The sequence below is a fragment of the Microcoleus sp. D3_18_C2 genome, from assembly GCF_036702395.1.
Taxonomy (GTDB): domain Bacteria; phylum Cyanobacteriota; class Cyanobacteriia; order Cyanobacteriales; family Microcoleaceae; genus Microcoleus.
The window spans coordinates 39483-55556 of sequence record NZ_JAUBTG010000035.1 but is presented as its reverse complement, the minus strand read 5'-3'; the positions used below and the strand labels follow the sequence as shown (position 1 = coordinate 55556).

Annotated in this window: 18 protein-coding genes; 7 read left to right on the top strand and 11 right to left on the bottom strand. The window is 45.6% G+C overall.

The features are described 5' to 3' along the window. Positions 1 to 194 (top strand): hypothetical protein (locus tag QUA88_RS19710; RefSeq protein WP_333057198.1); only part of this gene is annotated, 194 nt, incomplete at its 5' end. 21 nt (positions 195 to 215) lie between these two features. Here the strand turns inward: QUA88_RS19710 and QUA88_RS19705 are convergent. The 3 genes from QUA88_RS19705 to QUA88_RS19695 form a co-directional block, all read right to left on the bottom strand. Then, positions 216 to 1415, bottom strand: a complete 1200-nt coding sequence (locus tag QUA88_RS19705) for a glycosyltransferase (protein ID WP_333260691.1) — start codon at positions 1413 to 1415, stop codon at positions 216 to 218. Positions 1416 to 1443: 28 nt separating this feature from the next. After that, entirely contained in the window at positions 1444 to 1602 is a 159-nt protein-coding gene (locus QUA88_RS19700; protein ID WP_333207664.1) for a hypothetical protein, read from the bottom strand. Between the two features lie 197 nt (positions 1603 to 1799). After that, entirely contained in the window at positions 1800 to 2006 is a 207-nt protein-coding gene (locus QUA88_RS19695; protein WP_333057195.1) for a hypothetical protein, read from the bottom strand. A gap of 114 nt (positions 2007 to 2120) precedes the next feature. Between QUA88_RS19695 and QUA88_RS19690 the strand changes: the two genes are divergently transcribed. Next, positions 2121 to 2447, top strand: a complete 327-nt coding sequence (locus QUA88_RS19690) for an MgPME-cyclase complex family protein (RefSeq protein ID WP_172192102.1) — start codon at positions 2121 to 2123, stop codon at positions 2445 to 2447. Then, positions 2444 to 3181 carry a hypothetical protein gene (locus QUA88_RS19685; RefSeq protein WP_333057193.1) on the top strand — a complete coding sequence of 246 codons (738 nt, stop codon included), beginning with the start codon at positions 2444 to 2446 and terminating at the stop codon, positions 3179 to 3181. Before QUA88_RS19690 ends, QUA88_RS19685 begins: the two co-directional genes overlap by 4 nt. A 206-nt stretch (positions 3182 to 3387) precedes the next feature. Here QUA88_RS19685 and QUA88_RS19680 read toward each other — a convergent pair whose 3' ends face one another. From QUA88_RS19680 to QUA88_RS19670, 3 genes are all read right to left on the bottom strand, one after another. After that, positions 3388 to 5592, bottom strand: a complete 2205-nt coding sequence (locus QUA88_RS19680) for a tetratricopeptide repeat protein (RefSeq protein WP_333273303.1) — start codon at positions 5590 to 5592, stop codon at positions 3388 to 3390. A gap of 18 nt (positions 5593 to 5610) precedes the next feature. Continuing rightward, positions 5611 to 6531, bottom strand: coding sequence for an Rpn family recombination-promoting nuclease/putative transposase (locus tag QUA88_RS19675; protein ID WP_333233614.1), 921 nt, complete (start codon positions 6529 to 6531; stop codon positions 5611 to 5613). 160 nt (positions 6532 to 6691) lie between these two features. Then, a complete protein-coding gene (locus QUA88_RS19670) occupies positions 6692 to 7627 on the bottom strand; it encodes an NAD-dependent epimerase/dehydratase family protein (protein ID WP_333244604.1) in 936 nt (311 codons plus the stop codon). Between the two features lie 271 nt (positions 7628 to 7898). Between QUA88_RS19670 and dnaG the strand changes: the two genes are divergently transcribed. Further along, positions 7899 to 9926, top strand: coding sequence for a DNA primase (dnaG, locus tag QUA88_RS19665; RefSeq protein ID WP_333273298.1), 2028 nt, complete (start codon positions 7899 to 7901; stop codon positions 9924 to 9926). A 94-nt stretch (positions 9927 to 10020) separates the two neighbouring features. On the opposite strand, the gene QUA88_RS19660 is transcribed toward dnaG, so the two are convergent. Both QUA88_RS19660 and QUA88_RS19655 read right to left on the bottom strand, forming a co-directional pair. Beyond that, positions 10021 to 10347: a YnfA family protein gene (locus QUA88_RS19660; protein WP_333273295.1), complete on the bottom strand. Its 327-nt coding sequence runs from the start codon at positions 10345 to 10347 to the stop codon at positions 10021 to 10023. A gap of 256 nt (positions 10348 to 10603) precedes the next feature. Next, positions 10604 to 11119, bottom strand: a complete 516-nt coding sequence (locus tag QUA88_RS19655) for a pentapeptide repeat-containing protein (protein ID WP_333042425.1) — start codon at positions 11117 to 11119, stop codon at positions 10604 to 10606. 14 nt (positions 11120 to 11133) lie between these two features. Between QUA88_RS19655 and QUA88_RS19650 the strand changes: the two genes are divergently transcribed. Next, positions 11134 to 11739: a YraN family protein gene (locus tag QUA88_RS19650; protein ID WP_333273292.1), complete on the top strand. Its 606-nt coding sequence runs from the start codon at positions 11134 to 11136 to the stop codon at positions 11737 to 11739. A 198-nt stretch (positions 11740 to 11937) separates the two neighbouring features. On the opposite strand, the gene QUA88_RS19645 is transcribed toward QUA88_RS19650, so the two are convergent. Then, positions 11938 to 12327, bottom strand: coding sequence for a hypothetical protein (locus QUA88_RS19645; protein WP_006632408.1), 390 nt, complete (start codon positions 12325 to 12327; stop codon positions 11938 to 11940). Between the two features lie 148 nt (positions 12328 to 12475). Between QUA88_RS19645 and queA the strand changes: the two genes are divergently transcribed. After that, complete coding sequence (queA, locus tag QUA88_RS19640) at positions 12476 to 13615, top strand: tRNA preQ1(34) S-adenosylmethionine ribosyltransferase-isomerase QueA (RefSeq protein WP_333273290.1); 1140 nt, start codon at positions 12476 to 12478, stop codon at positions 13613 to 13615. 42 nt (positions 13616 to 13657) lie between these two features. Here the strand turns inward: queA and rpmF are convergent, their stop codons facing one another. Together rpmF and QUA88_RS19630 are read right to left on the bottom strand one after the other, a co-directional pair. After that, on the bottom strand, positions 13658 to 13831 hold the full coding sequence (gene rpmF / locus QUA88_RS19635) for a 50S ribosomal protein L32 (RefSeq protein WP_006632406.1): 174 nt from the start codon (positions 13829 to 13831) through the stop codon (positions 13658 to 13660). Between the two features lie 176 nt (positions 13832 to 14007). Further along, a complete protein-coding gene (locus tag QUA88_RS19630; RefSeq protein WP_333273288.1) occupies positions 14008 to 14484 on the bottom strand; it encodes a TM2 domain-containing protein in 477 nt (158 codons plus the stop codon). Positions 14485 to 14900: 416 nt separating this feature from the next. Here QUA88_RS19630 and acsF point away from each other — a divergent pair, with 416 nt between their 5' ends. Continuing rightward, positions 14901 to 15977: a magnesium-protoporphyrin IX monomethyl ester (oxidative) cyclase gene (gene acsF, locus QUA88_RS19625; protein ID WP_333057206.1), complete on the top strand. Its 1077-nt coding sequence runs from the start codon at positions 14901 to 14903 to the stop codon at positions 15975 to 15977. Positions 15978 to 16074: the final 97 nt, after the last annotated feature.

The window sequence follows — 16074 nt, the reverse complement described above, 5'->3', positions numbered from 1 at the left end:
CCACAAACAATAAAGAATTACAGCTTAATTCAAGGAACAGGCAAGATGCCTGTTCCACAAAGAATTACAGCTTAATTCAAGGAACAGGCAAGATGCCTGTTCCACAAACAATTAATTTTCCTGTGGGGAGTAGGGGTTGGGCATCCTGCCCGCCCTTGAAAGACTTATTAATAATGGTGCAAAATGTCAGTTAATCCATAGGTTTTGCACCATTCTCAAGCACTCTCAAACAGCGCCACTAATTTCTTGGCCTCTAAATCAACATTGTGTTGTTGAGCAACCCGTTCTGCTCCTGTTTTCCCCATTTGTTCTAGCTTTTCTAGAGGTGCTTCCAATACCGCGCGCATCGCTACGGCTAATGCTTCTGCGGAACCGGGAGGAACTAACCAACCGCAAACACCGGGTTCTACGAGCTCCGGGATGCCAGCAACATAGGTGCTAATTACGGGCCGATTGAGAGCGAGGGCTTCCATAATTACGACGGGCAAACCTTCGGCAAAACTCGGCAATACCATTGCGCGTGAAGCTAAAATCTCTTGCTGAACTCGATCGCCACTGGCCCAACCGGTAATTTCTATATGGTTTTGCAAACCAAGTTGCTGAATCTGCTGTTCAATATCCGATCGCAGCGGCCCGTCTCCTACGAGTACCAACTTAAACTCTAAGCCTTGAACTGCTAACTTGCTAGCAGCTTCTAGCAATAATAAATGACCTTTTTGTTCGCTGAGCCGGCCAATGCAAGCTAAGCGGGGTGCTGCGGGTATGGGGACGTAGGGTGCAGCTAAAAATGCAGCATCTACGCCGCAGTGTATGACGTGAATTTTTGACCAAAAAGTGCGATCGCACCACCGAAAAAGCTGACTTTTACCGAAGGAACTAACTGCTGCTACAAAGGTCGATCGTTTAATTTTTTCGTCTAAGGAAAGAAGTGTGGCTTTATCAAATTCTTCAGGCCCGTGAACGGTGAAACTGTAAGTCGGGCCGCCAAGCACGCGGCACAGCATTGCGACTGTTGTGGAATTTGTCCCGAAGTGAGCGTGAACGTGTGCTGTACCGGATTCTGCAAACCAATTTAAAAGAATGCAAGCTTCTGCTAAATAAGCTAGATGCAGCAAAATCCCCCGTTCCGAGTGCCAGCCAACTTTGAACATTAACCGCACAGCTTCGATGAATCGAATTGGTCTAGTTGCTGCAACGCGAAGCAAACCCCACGCTAACCCCTGTAAACCAACTCCTAAGATTACTTTAGTCGATTCTTGCTCTAGTTTGTCGGCTTCATCAACGAGTTCAGACTCGCAGGATCGGATCGAAAATCGTGCGACTTTCATGCCGCAATTTTCAACGGCTAGCACTTCTCTGCGGACAAAGCTGTGGCTGACTTTGGGATATTGGTTGACTAAATAAGCGATGTTCATGAACGGGGAGAAAATTTTATGGTAAAGCTTAGATTAGTTTAGCCTTTGGCTGCAATACGTGGGCAACAAATTTAGCTGATTTGTTGAGCTTATTTGAGCAGGGGCGGAGGGCGATCGCTTTTGGTGGGATGGGGGAAGTGACAGCGGGGCGATCGCTATTCCGGGGAGAGGAAATCAATTCACACATTTTACATTTTTAATACAATAGTCAGGACTGTTTTTAGGTAGTAGTCACAAACCTTTGATTTTCCCGCAAGCAGTTCGCTCGCCCTGAAAGCCTTTTTTTAGGGTTAGCAATCAAAAACTATCTCAAGTTTTTATATATGCAAACCACTCCCAATCAGGTTTAACAGCCCCCAGATTGCCTCAATAATTGGTAATTATTCAACCTGCAATTCCATCTAATTTCCTATTGTCACCTAAATTTTCCCGAAAATCACCAGCCCGAAAAATAATCGCCCAAATCCCCAAAAAACCAGCCACTCTCGCAACTCTCACAACTCCCCCAACACTCACCACCAAAGATTTTTCTGAAGCGACTTGCTCTGCATCTACCCAAGATGACAGCAAATAAGGTAAAGTAAACGGCACAAGAGTCTAGAACTCTCCAACTGCCGCAACTCGGCAAACCCGCCCCTGACCAGCAAAACTGGCCGATACAGGCGACATTAACCGCTAACCGTCAACCTCTAACAACCGACAAAAATGCAAACCTACTACTACGTTTTAGCCAGCCAACGCTTTTTGCTAGAAGAAGAAGCCCTAGATGAAGTGTTTAAAGAAAGAACTCGCAACTACAACGAACAAGAAAAACAAATAGACTTCTGGTTGGTCAAGCAGCCGGCTTTCCTAGAAGCACCGACAATGGCAGAAGTTAAAGCAAAATGCCCTCAGCCAGCCGCCGCTATTATTTCTACCGATCCTGTCTTCATCACCTGGTTGAAACTGCGATTAGAATATGTACTGACAGGTGAATTTCAAGCACCATCACCAACTATTCCTGATGCCCTTGCATCCCTACAGACAGCATGAATAAAAGAGCAAAATATCCGACAAAACAACTAACAACAATTAGGGGTAAATTGTACAAATTTATTTTGTCTCTCCCCCTATTTCCTGCTACTTCGATCGCCCTTTTGGTATTGACAATTTTATCGAGTTCTGTTAAAGCTCAGTCGAGCTGCCAACCGCCGCAGTCCGATGAATATCTACTGTTAATTGTCACCACAACACCCGAACAGCAAGAAAGAGCAAAACGCTCTTTCCCTGGAAATACTAACAACACAGTTTGTCGGTACATCAATGACACGGTGACGCGAGTTGGTGGCTTTCGCGACTCGCAAATCGCCAGCGATTGGGTTAAATACATCGAAGATGTTGTCGGATTGCAAGCTTACGTAGTACGATCGCCCGCAGCGGCACTACCCCAAAATTTGCCAGTCTACAACCCTCAGCCAGCACCAGGTTCAGAACCAATCACCAATTCTCCCAGTGGCAATCTTGCCTTCAATCCCCAACCCCTGGGCCCTGGTTATGCAGTGTTAGTAGATTACTTCAACCAACCGGAATTAGCAGGTCAAGTCAGGGAAGCATTAGGCACGCAAGTAGGCTTAGCTTCCTACGGCCAGCGTCCCTTTTTATTCGTCGCTTATACAACGGATCAAAACGCCGCTACTGCTGCTGTAAAAGCATTGAGCGATCGAGGTTTTTGGCCGATGTTAGTAGACAGCCGCCGAGTTACCGTAATTTCTCCCGCTGTTCGCTGAAAGCAAGAAGGAAGGCACTACACGGATGATAACACGGATACACGGATGAATTATCTAGTATTCATCATTCTTGACAAGGAAGAAGAAATAATAGCATTGTAGGGTGCGTCAGGTGAGTTTCTTAAACGATTATTGAGGGTTTAAATATCTGACGCACCTTACTAATTGTGACAATTGCTTAAGTTCTGACTAAATTTAATTAATAATTATTGTTGTTTTGGCTGTGGCTGATTGTTTTCGGGCTGACTTTCTGCCCGCTTTTTTGCTTCCATTGCGGCTCGGTAATCGGGTTTGTAGCGAATAGCTTTTTCATAGGAGGCGATCGCATCTTCGTATCTTTTTACCGCCACCAGTGCATTGCCGCGGCTGTACCAGGCTTCCGAGTAGTCAGGTTTGACATACACAGCTTCATTGTAAGATACTAGCGCATCTTCGTACCGCTTTAAATTGGACTGAGCATTTCCTCTATTGTACCACGCTTGATATTCTTTCGGGTTTAAATCTAAGGCTCTGCTGTAACACTCAATTGCTTGTTCGTACTTGCGTAATTCGTGGTAAGACCAACCTAAATTATACCACGCTTGATAATAATCCGGTTTTAATTTAACAGCTTTTTCGTAAGCTTCCACCGCTTCTTCATGCCTCCGCATTTTCAGCAAAGCGATGCCTTTACTGTACCACCCTTGATAAAACTTGGGCTGAAACCGCACGGCTTTTTCGTAGGCTTCAAAAGCTTCTTGGTTTTTGTTTAATTCTAGGAAGACATTGCCTAAATTGTACCAAGCTTCATAATTATCGAATTTGATTTCAACTGCTTTTTGATATGATTCAACGGCTCGATCGTACTGTTTTAATTTTTGGTGAGCTTGTCCCCGATTGTACCAGGCACGGTACAAATTGGGCTGAAATTTTACAGCTTTTTCGTAGGAAGTGATCGCCTCTTCGTACCGCTGCGAATCTAAGAGAACATCGCCTCTGCCTTCCCACGCTGCGGCATAGTCTGGCTGGATTTTCAAAGCGTTATCAAAAGATGCGATCGCCTCTTGAGACTGTTGCAACTTATCCAAAGCATAACCGCGTCCCGTCCAAGCTTCCAAGTATTCCGGCTTTAATTCTATGGCTTTATCATAAGCTGACTGCGATTCTCGATATTTTTTCAATTCATATAAAGTTTTGGCTTTTTCCTGCCACACTTCCGCGTAGTCAGGCCTGAGATTTATTGCTCGCTCATAAGCGGCCAGAGCTTCTTCAAATCGGCTTAAATTGTAAAGAGTATTGCCTCGGTTGTACAGGTCAGTTGCATTGGCCGCATTAAAAGTATTTACACCATAAATAGATGCTATAATACTGATGCCAATTAAACTGGCGATCGACAATATTTTTAAATACAGTTTTTTTCGGGATTTTAGCTGCCCCTTCGCAGCAGCAACCGGAGGCAATACAGGAACTGTACCGCTGAAAGAATTTTTCAATTCTTTAATAGCTTGCAGCGTTTCGCCGGCACTAGAATAACGTTGCCGAAAATCGTACTTTACCATCTTATCTAAAATAGTCGCAAATTCAGGGCTGACTGATGTTTTGTCCTGCCAAATAATTTCCTCTGTATCGGGGTTTTTTGGCATTTGGTGAGGATTTATGCCAGTGAGGAACTGAATTGCGATCGCACCGACGGCATAGATATCGCTGCTGAGTTTCGGGTTGCCGTGAGCTTGTTCGCTGGGCATATAACCGGGCGTACCGATGCTGACACTCAAGCTATTCTTGGGCTGAGGAGTGGTGATTTGAGTAGTAATTTCTTTGACGGCGCCGAAGTCAATTAAAACTAATTTTCCGTCTCTATCTCTGCGGAGTATATTGCGGGGATTGACATCGCGGTGAATCACATTTTGCTGGTGTACAAAGTCTAAAATTTCGAGAAGTTCTTGCAATATACAAATGACTGCATCTTCCTGCATGACTCCCGCAGTTCCTCCTTGGTAAGAGGAACCCCCCCCAGCCCCCCCTTGGTAAGGGGGGGAGCCAAGTCCAGCCCCCCCTTGATAAGGGGGGGAGCCAAGTCCAGCCCCCCCTTGGTAAGGGGGGGTTTGGGGGGGTATAATTTCTTGGCTTAAATCGTGACCTTCAATAAATTCTTGAACTAGGTAAAATTCTTGATTTTCTTCAAAGTAAGCAAAAAGTCGGGGAATGCGATCGTGATTTCCCAACTTGTACAAAACTTGTGCTTCAGTATCAAATAAACGTCTTGCTACCTGTAGAGTTTCCGGATCGGTTGCGTGAGGTTTAAGCTGCTTGACGACGCATAGGTGATTGCCTGGTAGCTGCTTATCTTCAGCTAAATAAGTTTGAGCAAATCCGCCGCCTCCCAAGTGACGGATAATACTGTAGCGATTGCTGAGTGTGATTCCAAGCATGAGATTTACCTAATATTCCTAGTCTTTTGGAGAATTAGCTTCCAACCAAGCTGTTAAATCTTCGGCATTAGAAAAATCTAACATGGCTTCTGCAAGATTCTCTAATTTGTCGATCGGCAATTGGCGAATGCGGCTTTCAATATCCGGGTTTATTTGACCTAAACGGCGACTTAGCAAACGCATAATTAACCCTACTTGTCCTTCTTGTCTGCCTTCTTGTCTGCCTTCTTCCCGACCTAAAGCCACTGAACCCTCTTGATCTTGAGCAAAAAACTCTTGCTGTTGTAATATGTTAAATTCCTCCTGTGTCAAACTAACTTGATTGGCAATTTCAAAAGCTTTCTGAATTTCCGGGACTGTGACCATTGTTTGAGGTACTTCATCCAAAGTGCCAGTAGTTTTGATAAAGTAAATCCACTTGTCCGTAAGAGTTTCCAGTCGATCCAATTCTTTCTTAAATTTTGGCAACTCTACAAATACTAACTCAATATCATTTTGTAGATAATCAGACAGGCGAGTTCTTTCTTTGAAGACAAAATGCGAAATCACATCTTGCTCGCCGCGAAACATTTCAAAATCAGTGATAGTCAAAGCAATCACAGGTCGCAGTTGCTTGTATAGTTCTCCCCTTGTTAATTGGAGTGCATAGGTTTTTGCTGCATTGTACAAAACTCGCTTGCCAAAGGCCTGTACCTTCAAAACTTGCATTTCGATAATCACGTATGTGCCGTCATTAAGTAGCGCTTTGACATCTAAGTAGCTGTTTTTTACTCCCGCTATTTGAGGGCCAAGATAAGGGTCAAGGATTTCTAAACTTTCAATTATCGATCGCCCTTCATAGAGTAGGGCATTCAAAAAACTAATCAGAATGTCGGTACTCTGGGCGGAGCCAAATATTTTTTTGAAGGCAAAATCAATTTTGGGATTGATAAATCTCATGTTATTTTTCTCCTTAGACATTTTTACTTAACACGGCTGCCAACCTTACTGTGACAGTCTGTTTGCTTTCTTTCTTGTTCCCTCCCCGAACTCGCGGGGAGGGTTAGGGTGGGGTTCTAGATTTTTTCGGACATTAAGATGCTCCCACTATAACTTAACTTCAAACGGCTTTCAAAATCTCGTCATCAACTGAAAAATCTATCTCAGCTTTGCCCCGCCCCGAAACTACATAATCATTCTGAAAAGAATCTTTTAAGCCAGAAACTAAGTCAAATTCCGGCTGCCAGTTAAGCTCGGTGACAGCTTTATTAACTGAAGCAAAAAAGTGCTGCAATCTCATCGGAAAAGCTTTCTTTTTGCCGAAGTCAAATTGTTTGGGATCGTAGTGTACAATCTTAATAGCATCAGGGGATTTACCTGCTGCTTGAATGCAGGCGCGGGCTAAACCGTCAAAGGTGACAAATCGATCGCCCGAAACGTTGTAAATTTGCCCGATCGCCCTTTCGTTGCCCAAAACCGCCGCCATTGCTTTAGCCAAATCCTGACAGTGCCCCAACTGCGTGAAGTGCATTCCGTTACCGGGAATCGGAATCGGTCGATCGCGCACAATGCGATCGAAAAACCAAGCCTCTAAATCGTTATAATTTTGAGGGCCGTAAATGTAAGTCGGGCGAATCGAAGTCCAAGGCAAACCGGACTCTGCCAAGTAATTTTCGGTTTCGCACTTACCCAAATGCCGGCTTTTAGGATCGGTAGCGTCCCCTTCAATATGAGGCATTTGATCCGACTTCAAATAAACCCCCGCAGAGCTCATGTAAACAAAGTGCTGCACCCGCCCTTTAAATATTTCAGCTAAAGGCTTTGTATCGCTGAGTTCGCGGCCGTTGTTGTCAAAAACCGCGTCAAACTCAACCGTCGATAACTTTTCTTTTAGTTGTTCGACATTTGTGCGATCGCCCTGAATCTGTTTTACGCCCGCAACCGGTACAGGCTTGTTGCCCCGGTTAAACAACACCACTTCATGCCCTTGTGCTGCTAAAATCTTAGTAAGATAAACCCCAATAAACCGAGTACCGCCCATCATTAAAATTCGCATTAATTTCGATGCTCCTTACAGTTAGTATAAATATCTTACAATAAAGTTATGCCCTAGGGCGTGTTTTCTATCCCCGGAGATCCCCCTAAATCCCCCTTAAAAAGGGGAGTAGGGGTTGACTTTGACACTGATTATTTCACCTTTTTAAGGAGGCTGGGATTTTGAATCTCATGAGAAATCACTCAGAGTAGATAATTCATCCGTGTATCCGTGTCCTCATCCGTGTAGTGCTTTCCTTCTCCAACACTTTCAATTTGCCTAAAATAGCCCTATGCAAGTTCCCCGGCTGCATCCAGAAACAATCGAAGAAGTCAAACAAAGAGCCGACATAGTAGACGTTATTTCAGGTCGCGTCGTCTTGCGAAAACGCGGGAAAGAATTCGTAGGTTTGTGTCCCTTTCACGACGAAAAATCTCCCAGCTTTACTGTCAGTCCCGGCAAACAAATGTATTATTGTTTCGGCTGCGGTGCAGGCGGCAATGCTTTTAAGTTTCTCATGGAATTGGAGAAACGCCCTTTCAGCGAAGTAGTATTAGAATTAGCTAAAAATTATCAAGTCCCCGTCAAAACAGTCGAACCGGAACACCGACAAGAATTGCAGCGGCAAATTTCTCTGCGGGAACAACTCTATGAAATCTCAGCACTAACAGCCAACTTTTACGAACACGCTTTGCGGCAAACCCAAGGAGAAGAACCCTTAGCTTATCTCAAATCAGAACGCCAGCTAAGCGAAGAAACTATCCAACAATTTCAATTAGGTTATGCACCCCAAGGTTGGGAAGCACTTTACAGTTATTTAGTAGAACAGAAAAACTATCCCGCGCAATTAGTAGAACAAGCTGGATTAATTGTACCCCGAAAAAATGGCGGCAGCGGTTATTACGATCGCTTCCGCAATCGCATTATGATTCCCATTCGCGACACCCAAGGCAGAGTCATCGGTTTCGGCGGCAGAGCTCTCGGCGACGAACAGCCGAAATACCTCAATTCTCCCGAAACAGAACTGTTCGACAAAGGCAAAACTTTATTCGCCTTAGATACAGCCAAAACAGCCATTAGCAAAGCCGATCGCGCAGTGGTTGTAGAGGGGTACTTTGATGCGATCGCACTTCAAGCAGCCGGCATCTCCAACGCCGTCGCTTCCCTGGGAACAGCCTTAAGTTTAAACCAAGTGCGGCAGTTATTGCGCTACACTGACTCCAAACAAATTATCCTTAACTTCGACGCCGACAAAGCAGGAACTCAAGCAGCAGAACGCGCGATTGGGGAAATAGAAAAACTCGCTTATCAAGGAGAAGTCCAACTGCGGGTGCTCAACATTCCCGACGGCAAAGATGCCGACGAATACCTCAAAACATACTCCCCAGAACAATATCGAGAATTGCTCGAAAATGCTCCATTGTGGCTCGACTGGCAATTGCAACAAATGCTCGTAAATCAAGATTTGAAGCAAGCCGATACTTCCCAGCAAGTCACAAAAAAAATTATTAATTTATTAACTAACATCACTGACGACAATCAGCTAGCACATTACCTGCAAAAGTGCGCCGAAATTCTCAGCAAAGGAGATTTTAGACTCACAAAAATGATTGCTGAAAACTTGCTCAATCAAGTAGTCAGCGATTGGGCTAAGCGCCAGAGTCAAGACGAATCTTTGACAATGCCCCTGTTAATTAGAAACAAGCTGAAGCCGAACAAACAATATAAAAAGCAGCGTGCAAGCGGCGAAAACCAAAGCTCAAAATCAAGCTTATCTGCCGTAGCCCGCAGTCTTTTAGAAGAAGCAGAAGCGCAATTATTGCAGATTTATTTGCACTGTCCCGAATATCGCCAAGATGTCAGAGAGGCAATAGAAGCTAGAGACGTGCAGTTTAGCCTTTCTCACCACAGATTTTTGTGGCACCAGATTGTGAATGCAGAAATATTGCACAAAATGTCTTTACAAGTAGCGCCTTCAGAGTTAATATTGAAATTGCAAGATAGCTTCATTGAATATCCGAATCAACTCAATCAAATCTCGCATTTATTTCACTTAAATGAGTTCTCAGAAAGAAACGTTTATCGAGCACCTCTAGTCATTAGATCTGCCCTCGCCTGTATCGAGCAAATTATCAGCATGAAGCGCCGCCGAATTGCACTCAATATGTGGGAAAAAGCCAAGGCCGCTAGCAGTGGCGAAGAGGCTATAGAATATCATCAACTCTTCTGTGCCGAACAAGAATGGCTCAAGGAATTAGAACGGCTGCGTCAAGTTAATTTTTACGATTTAACATCCGTGCCTTGGAGTGGGAATTTTTAGGAGTTAAGGACTAAAGCCGTGAATCTAATATTAAAGTCGTATATTTAGGTTTTTTATCCCTAAGTCTTTAATTACTGTGTCAGTCTGTTATTGGTTATTGGCGATGTGGGCTGAACAAGATCACGATTGTTCCTACTAGAGAGAATGTAACGCCAAGCAAGTCCCACTTATCCGGCTTAACACCTTCAACTAGCCACAACAAGAACAGGGATAAGAGTATGTAAAACCCGCCGTAGGCAGCGTATGCCCTACCAGCATTTGAGGTATCTACCTTGGCGATAAAAAAAGCGTAGCTCATCAGGGCTAAGATACCTGGGATAATCCAAAATATGCTTTTGCCAAGTCTCAACCACGCCCAAAAGGCATAGCAGCCAGAGATTTCTCCCAGGGCAGCAAGTAAGAAGAAGATAAACGTCTGCATATTCAGTTTGACCTTTAAACACAAGAGCTTAATACTATACAGAGCTTACGTAAAGGGCACAAGGGCTTGCCAAAAACTACGCCACAGATTAAAAGAGTTCACCAACTTTCACAACTGGTTAAAGTCCTTGTAATACTTAAACATTTGAGTTGTTCAATTAAATAGTTTGAGAGCAACCCATGCTTAAGCTGATCATGTGAGAGTGTTCGCGATCGACGATGTGCCTGTTGCGTAAGTTTTTTCGAGCATTAGCTTTTTAATAGTCGCAAAAAAGAGTTTCGCGAGTATCTCTACCTGTCACGGGATTAGTACCTTTTGCCACTTTACAAAGTTTTTCTATCATATCGTCTCGCAGCAGTGTCTCTGTAAAATCAGCACCGTCAATAATAGCTCCTTCCAGCCTGGTATTGTAAGCGAAAGCACCCTCAAGGATAGCATTAGTTAAATTTGCTTTCATCATGCGAGCCAAATCTAAAGTCGCACCTGTGAAATTAGCGCCTTCTAAATTTGCTTCTTCCATATTGGCAGCAAAAAAGCTGACGCCCCGCAAATCTGCATTAGTAAAATTGCTGTTGCGAAGATTGGCTTTATTAAAGCTGTCGTCAGTCAGAACTTGACCAGTAAAATCAGCGCCGACTAGGATTTCTTTGTCGTGATCCAAAGCGAAAGCAGGTGCGGGATTAATGCCGATCGCCCCAGCGGCAATTACTGCTAAAATAACAAAACTCAGCAAGAAAGTATAAATATGTTGGCGAATTCGAGAAATCATCATACAAGTTCAAGCTAATGGGCAGTCGTGACAGTTCAGAATTGAATTCTACCAGAAAGAGCGCTCGCCCGCTCGCCACGGCTAACTCCAATTCCCCCCAATCCCCAAACTCTAGGGATATCGGCACATTGGGAGAAAACTTAGTCGCCGACTGGTTGCAGCAGCAAGGTTGGGAAATCCTGCACCGGCAGTGGCACTGTCGTTGGGGAGAGATTGACATCATCGCACTCGGAAGAGATGAAGAAAGCGAAATCAACATAGGTAAAGAAAATTCCCCATTCCCCATTCCCCATTCCCCATTCCCCATTCCCCATTCCCCAACATTAACATTTGTAGAGGTAAAAACTCGCCGCCGGGGAAATTGGGATGCTGGTGGAATGCTGGCTGTTAATACCAGAAAACAAGCCAAGCTTTGGCAAACAGCCGAAATATTTTTAAGCACTCACCCAGATTTAGCAAATAATTCTTGTCGCTTTGATGTCGCCTTAGTCAGGTGCGAACCTTCACAACAAAACACTAAGCAAATATTACCACCATTAACAGCAGCCAGTTCTCAATATTCCCTTGCAGGAAACTACCGACTCACCCTGCAAGAATACATTCGATCGGCTTTTAGCATTTAAAAATATATAATTAAAATTCAGAGGGTAAAATCTCAAACCAATGCCACTAGGTAATTTTTAATTGTTAACTTGCCTAGGCTGTCGCGCATTTCTCTCTTGAGCTTTAACGGAGCTGAAAAAAGCGTTAAATCTTCTCCCGCTTTCCCCTTCTCTCCCTCTCCTGTTCTGTCATCACAGTTAATGTATATGCGTAGCAATCTAGGCCAGAGTTTCCGGGCAATATCCCAGACCCTTGACAAACTGCTGGCGAAACGCTTCAATTTCCTTACGGTCAGGGCTGCCGTGACAAACCACGGCCACCTGGTAGCGGCGCATCACGCTCAGTGGCGACTGTCCGGTTTCCAAACTCCAAAGCGCCATTTGCAAGCGAATTTCAGGATCGTAAGGAATCCCGAGTTCGTTCATAAAAGCCCGAAAATCCCCGTGCATTTCGGGAGTTAAATATTGGCTCATTTTCACCTTTACCACCCAGCCGTCAATTTGGTGAATAACAGTGATAAATTGCAAGGGAAGATGATGAGCCGTGCGTAGGTAATCCACGACTCTCAGAGTAAGGCTAGTATTGGCGATGTAGTAGAGGTATTCCATAACGATCCTTATGAGCAAAGCTGATGCTACACCTCTATCCTCGCGGGCTATACCCGCCACCACAAGGGGAAAAGCACCCGACTTTGCATGGGGGTTTTTACCCAATTTGTTACCCAGTTGACAGATCGATCGCACAGGAATTCACTTGATGACAGAGATGGACTGGTCTTTGGACGGCTACGACTACGAACTTCCGCCCTCGCGCATTGCCCAAAATCCCGTAGTGCCGAGGGACAGTTCTCGCTTGCTGGCTGTAGATTCTCCCAGCAGCCACCAACACCGGATTTTTAGGGATTTACCCGATTTGCTGCAACCGGGCGACTTGCTGGTACTGAACAACACCCGCGTGCTGCCAGCGAGGCTCTACGGGCACAAACCCAACGGCCCGGCTGTGGAGATATTGTTGATGGAAGAACGGCAGCACAACTGTTGGCTGGCTTTGGTTAAACCGGGGAAACGCTTAAAGTTGGGAGCAAAAATTGAGTTTGATCCCATCGCCCCTGCCTGTGAGGACTCGACCACAGCTCCTTGCTGTTGCCTTCCCGATGCCACGATACCCGATCGTCGTCGATTGACTGCAACAGTTATAGAGAGGGACGACGCCACAGGGGGACGGCTGTTGGAGTTTGACATCCCCACAGATGAGAATCTGGTGAAGTTTTTGGACGAATACGGCCACATACCCCTGCCGCCCTACATCGAAAATTCCCAAGCTTCAGCGGAACAGTACCAGACTGTTTATGCCGATCGGCTTGGGGCGGTGGCGGCCCCCACAGCAGGCCTGCACTTCACCGAAGAATTGTTCAGCCGCTTGGAACAGCGGGGAATCGAAAAAACTTTTGTCACCTTACACGTCGGAGTAGGGACGTTTCGCCCGGTGGAGGTGGCAGACGTGACGGCTCACAAAATGCACGGCGAATGGGTGGAAGTACCCGCCGCCACCGTCGAGAAAATCCGGGAAACTCAAGCCCGAGGCGGGCGGATCATTGCCGTGGGTACAACAGCAGTGCGAGCTTTAGAGGGAGCCGCCGCCGCGAGTGGCGATTTTTCCTTGCAACCTTTTTGCGGCCAGACTAATTTGTTTATCTACCCTGGTTACAAGTGGCGGGTTGTAGAGGGGATGATTACCAATTTTCACTTGCCCCGCTCTACTTTGATGATGATGATAAGTGCGATGATTGGAAGGCCTCGGCTGTTGGATTTGTACCGAGAAGCGATCGAGCATCAGTACCGCTTTTATTCCTTTGGCGATGCCATGCTGATTTTACCAGCAGCAAAAAAGGATTGATCGATCGGGCATCGGGTTCGCCCCATGCCCGGTATTCCGTTTCTATTCTTCCTCCTCTTCTTCATTGCCAGGATACACGAAGCTGTTGGAACGTCCAGTCAGAACAGATTTGCCCAGAGACAGAGCTTTCTGAGCTGCCACTACAGCTTTGCGCTTCCATGTGGCCTTACGCATATTCTTCTTGGATTTGGAGGTTTTCTTCTTAGGGACTGCCATGACGCTAAATACTTTCTGCTTATATAGACAAACAAACATTCTAGCCGATTTTGTCGGCAATGCTTACTCAAAAAACGGCAATAACTGCTCACCAACCAATATCAAGTAGTAGGGTGCGTCAGCGATTAGCTTCTGGAAAAATAGACAAAATCCCCTAGATCACGCACCCGCAGCAGCTAAAGTTCGTGAAAGTGGTAGATCACGACGCCAGTTACCGCATCGTTCTCGATACTCACATAATCCGTTTTGAGCAGTGCCGTGAAAGCCTCTTCCACTTCGGCAAAAGTAGCGCCGGTTGCCATCACCCCTTGGGTGACAGATAATCTTCCGTTCTTGGTATAAGCTGCCTTCAGGAGTTTAACCCCTAACTGGTCTGGAGTTTGCTTGGGATATGTCGCGGCGATCGCCCCGTTGCTGGGATATAGCGGTATACCTTCGCGAGATACGCCGAGTTTGCCCCTGAGACTGGCATTGTGTTCGTCCACCATGTTCGGCAGCAGCAGCAAGTCAAACAATTGCCCAAACCCAAACAAACCAAAGGTAAACAGCCACAGCAAACCCGTACCAATCTTGCCGTTGTAGAGGCGGTGGAGTCCGAAGGGGCCGAAAAAACAAGCTGCCCATAAAAGGTAACTAACACCTAAATTGCTCATTTTCTGACCGTCCTGCCTGGTTATTCTAAGAATTGGAGTCCTTTTATCCATTTTGTACTTTCTATCTGGTGTTTGAACAGTTTGACACCAGCAGATATTTGTGCATAGTCCGAAGTTATTGGTTATTTACTACCAATTCCCCAATTCCCCATGCCCTAGGCCCCATGCCCCATGCCCCATGCCCATGCCCATGAGTAATTTTGCGTAGCAATTCTTAACGCCAGCAACATATTTTCGCGGGCGAGAGCTTGGTAAACTGGAGGGCGTGGAAATTACAGCAGCTTAGACCTGGATTCCACACGGAGCGCCAAAGCAAGCGCGCCGCCAGCGCTGGCCGGACATACACGAGCGCGATCGCCCGCAGTACCCGACAATGGAAACAAGCGAGTAGTTATAAGCAGAAATCCAATAAACATATGGTAGATTCCCTCAAAAAACCCACTTTTGAAGAACTGCGGCCGGGAGTGAAAGCCCCAGCCAAAGAAACTATTCTCACGCCGAGATTTTACACAACAGATTTTGACGAGATGGCCAAAATGGACATCTCGGTAAACGAAGCCGAACTAGAAGCAATTATCCAAGAGTTCCGCGTTGACTACAACAAAAACCACTTCGTGCGGGATGAGGAGTTCGCTCAATCTTGGGATCACATTGACGGCGAAAAACGCCAGTTGTTCATTGAGTTTCTAGAACGTTCATGCACCGCTGAGTTTTCTGGGTTCTTGCTTTACAAAGAATTGGGACGCAGGCTCAAAGACAAAAATCCAGTGCTCGCCGAGGGTTTCAACCTGATGTCCCGCGACGAAGCGCGGCACGCCGGATTCCTCAACAAAGCGCTGTCCGACTTTAATTTGTCCCTGGATTTGGGTTTCTTGACAAAGAGCCGCAGTTACACATTCTTTAAGCCGAAGTTTATTTTCTACGCGACTTACTTGTCTGAAAAGATTGGTTATTGGCGCTACATCACGATTTACCAGCACTTAAAAGCCCATCCTGAAGACCAGATTTATCCGATTTTCCGATTCTTTGAAAATTGGTGCCAGGATGAAAACCGCCACGGAGATTTCTTCGATGCGGTGATGAGAGCTCAGCCTCAGATGTTGAACGATTGGCGCGCTAAGCTGTGGTGCCGTTTCTTCTTGCTGTCGGTGTTCGCGACAATGTATCTCAATGATATCCAGCGTGCGGGTTTTTATCGATCGCTCGGTCTAGATGCTCGCGAATACGACATCGAAGTCATCAAAAAGACCAACGAAACAGCAGGCCGCGTATTCCCCGTCATGCTGGACGTGAACAATCCAGAATTTTATGAACGGCTGGATATTTGCCTCAAGAACAATCAGCAGTTGACAGCAATTGTTGCTTCTAATACTCCGAAATTCTTGCAATTCTTCCAAAAATTGCCTTTGTACTTGTCGAACGGCTGGCAGTTGTTGAAGCTGTACTTCATGAAAACAATTGAATCACCTTCAGTACAGGGCGCTGTGCGTTAAGTTTTGATTTTTCATCCTCTGTGACGGCGGTTCTGCGGCAAGCGGAGCCGCTTTTTTTAGGTATAATGTTAGATTAGTTTTGATGCTCGATCGTGCG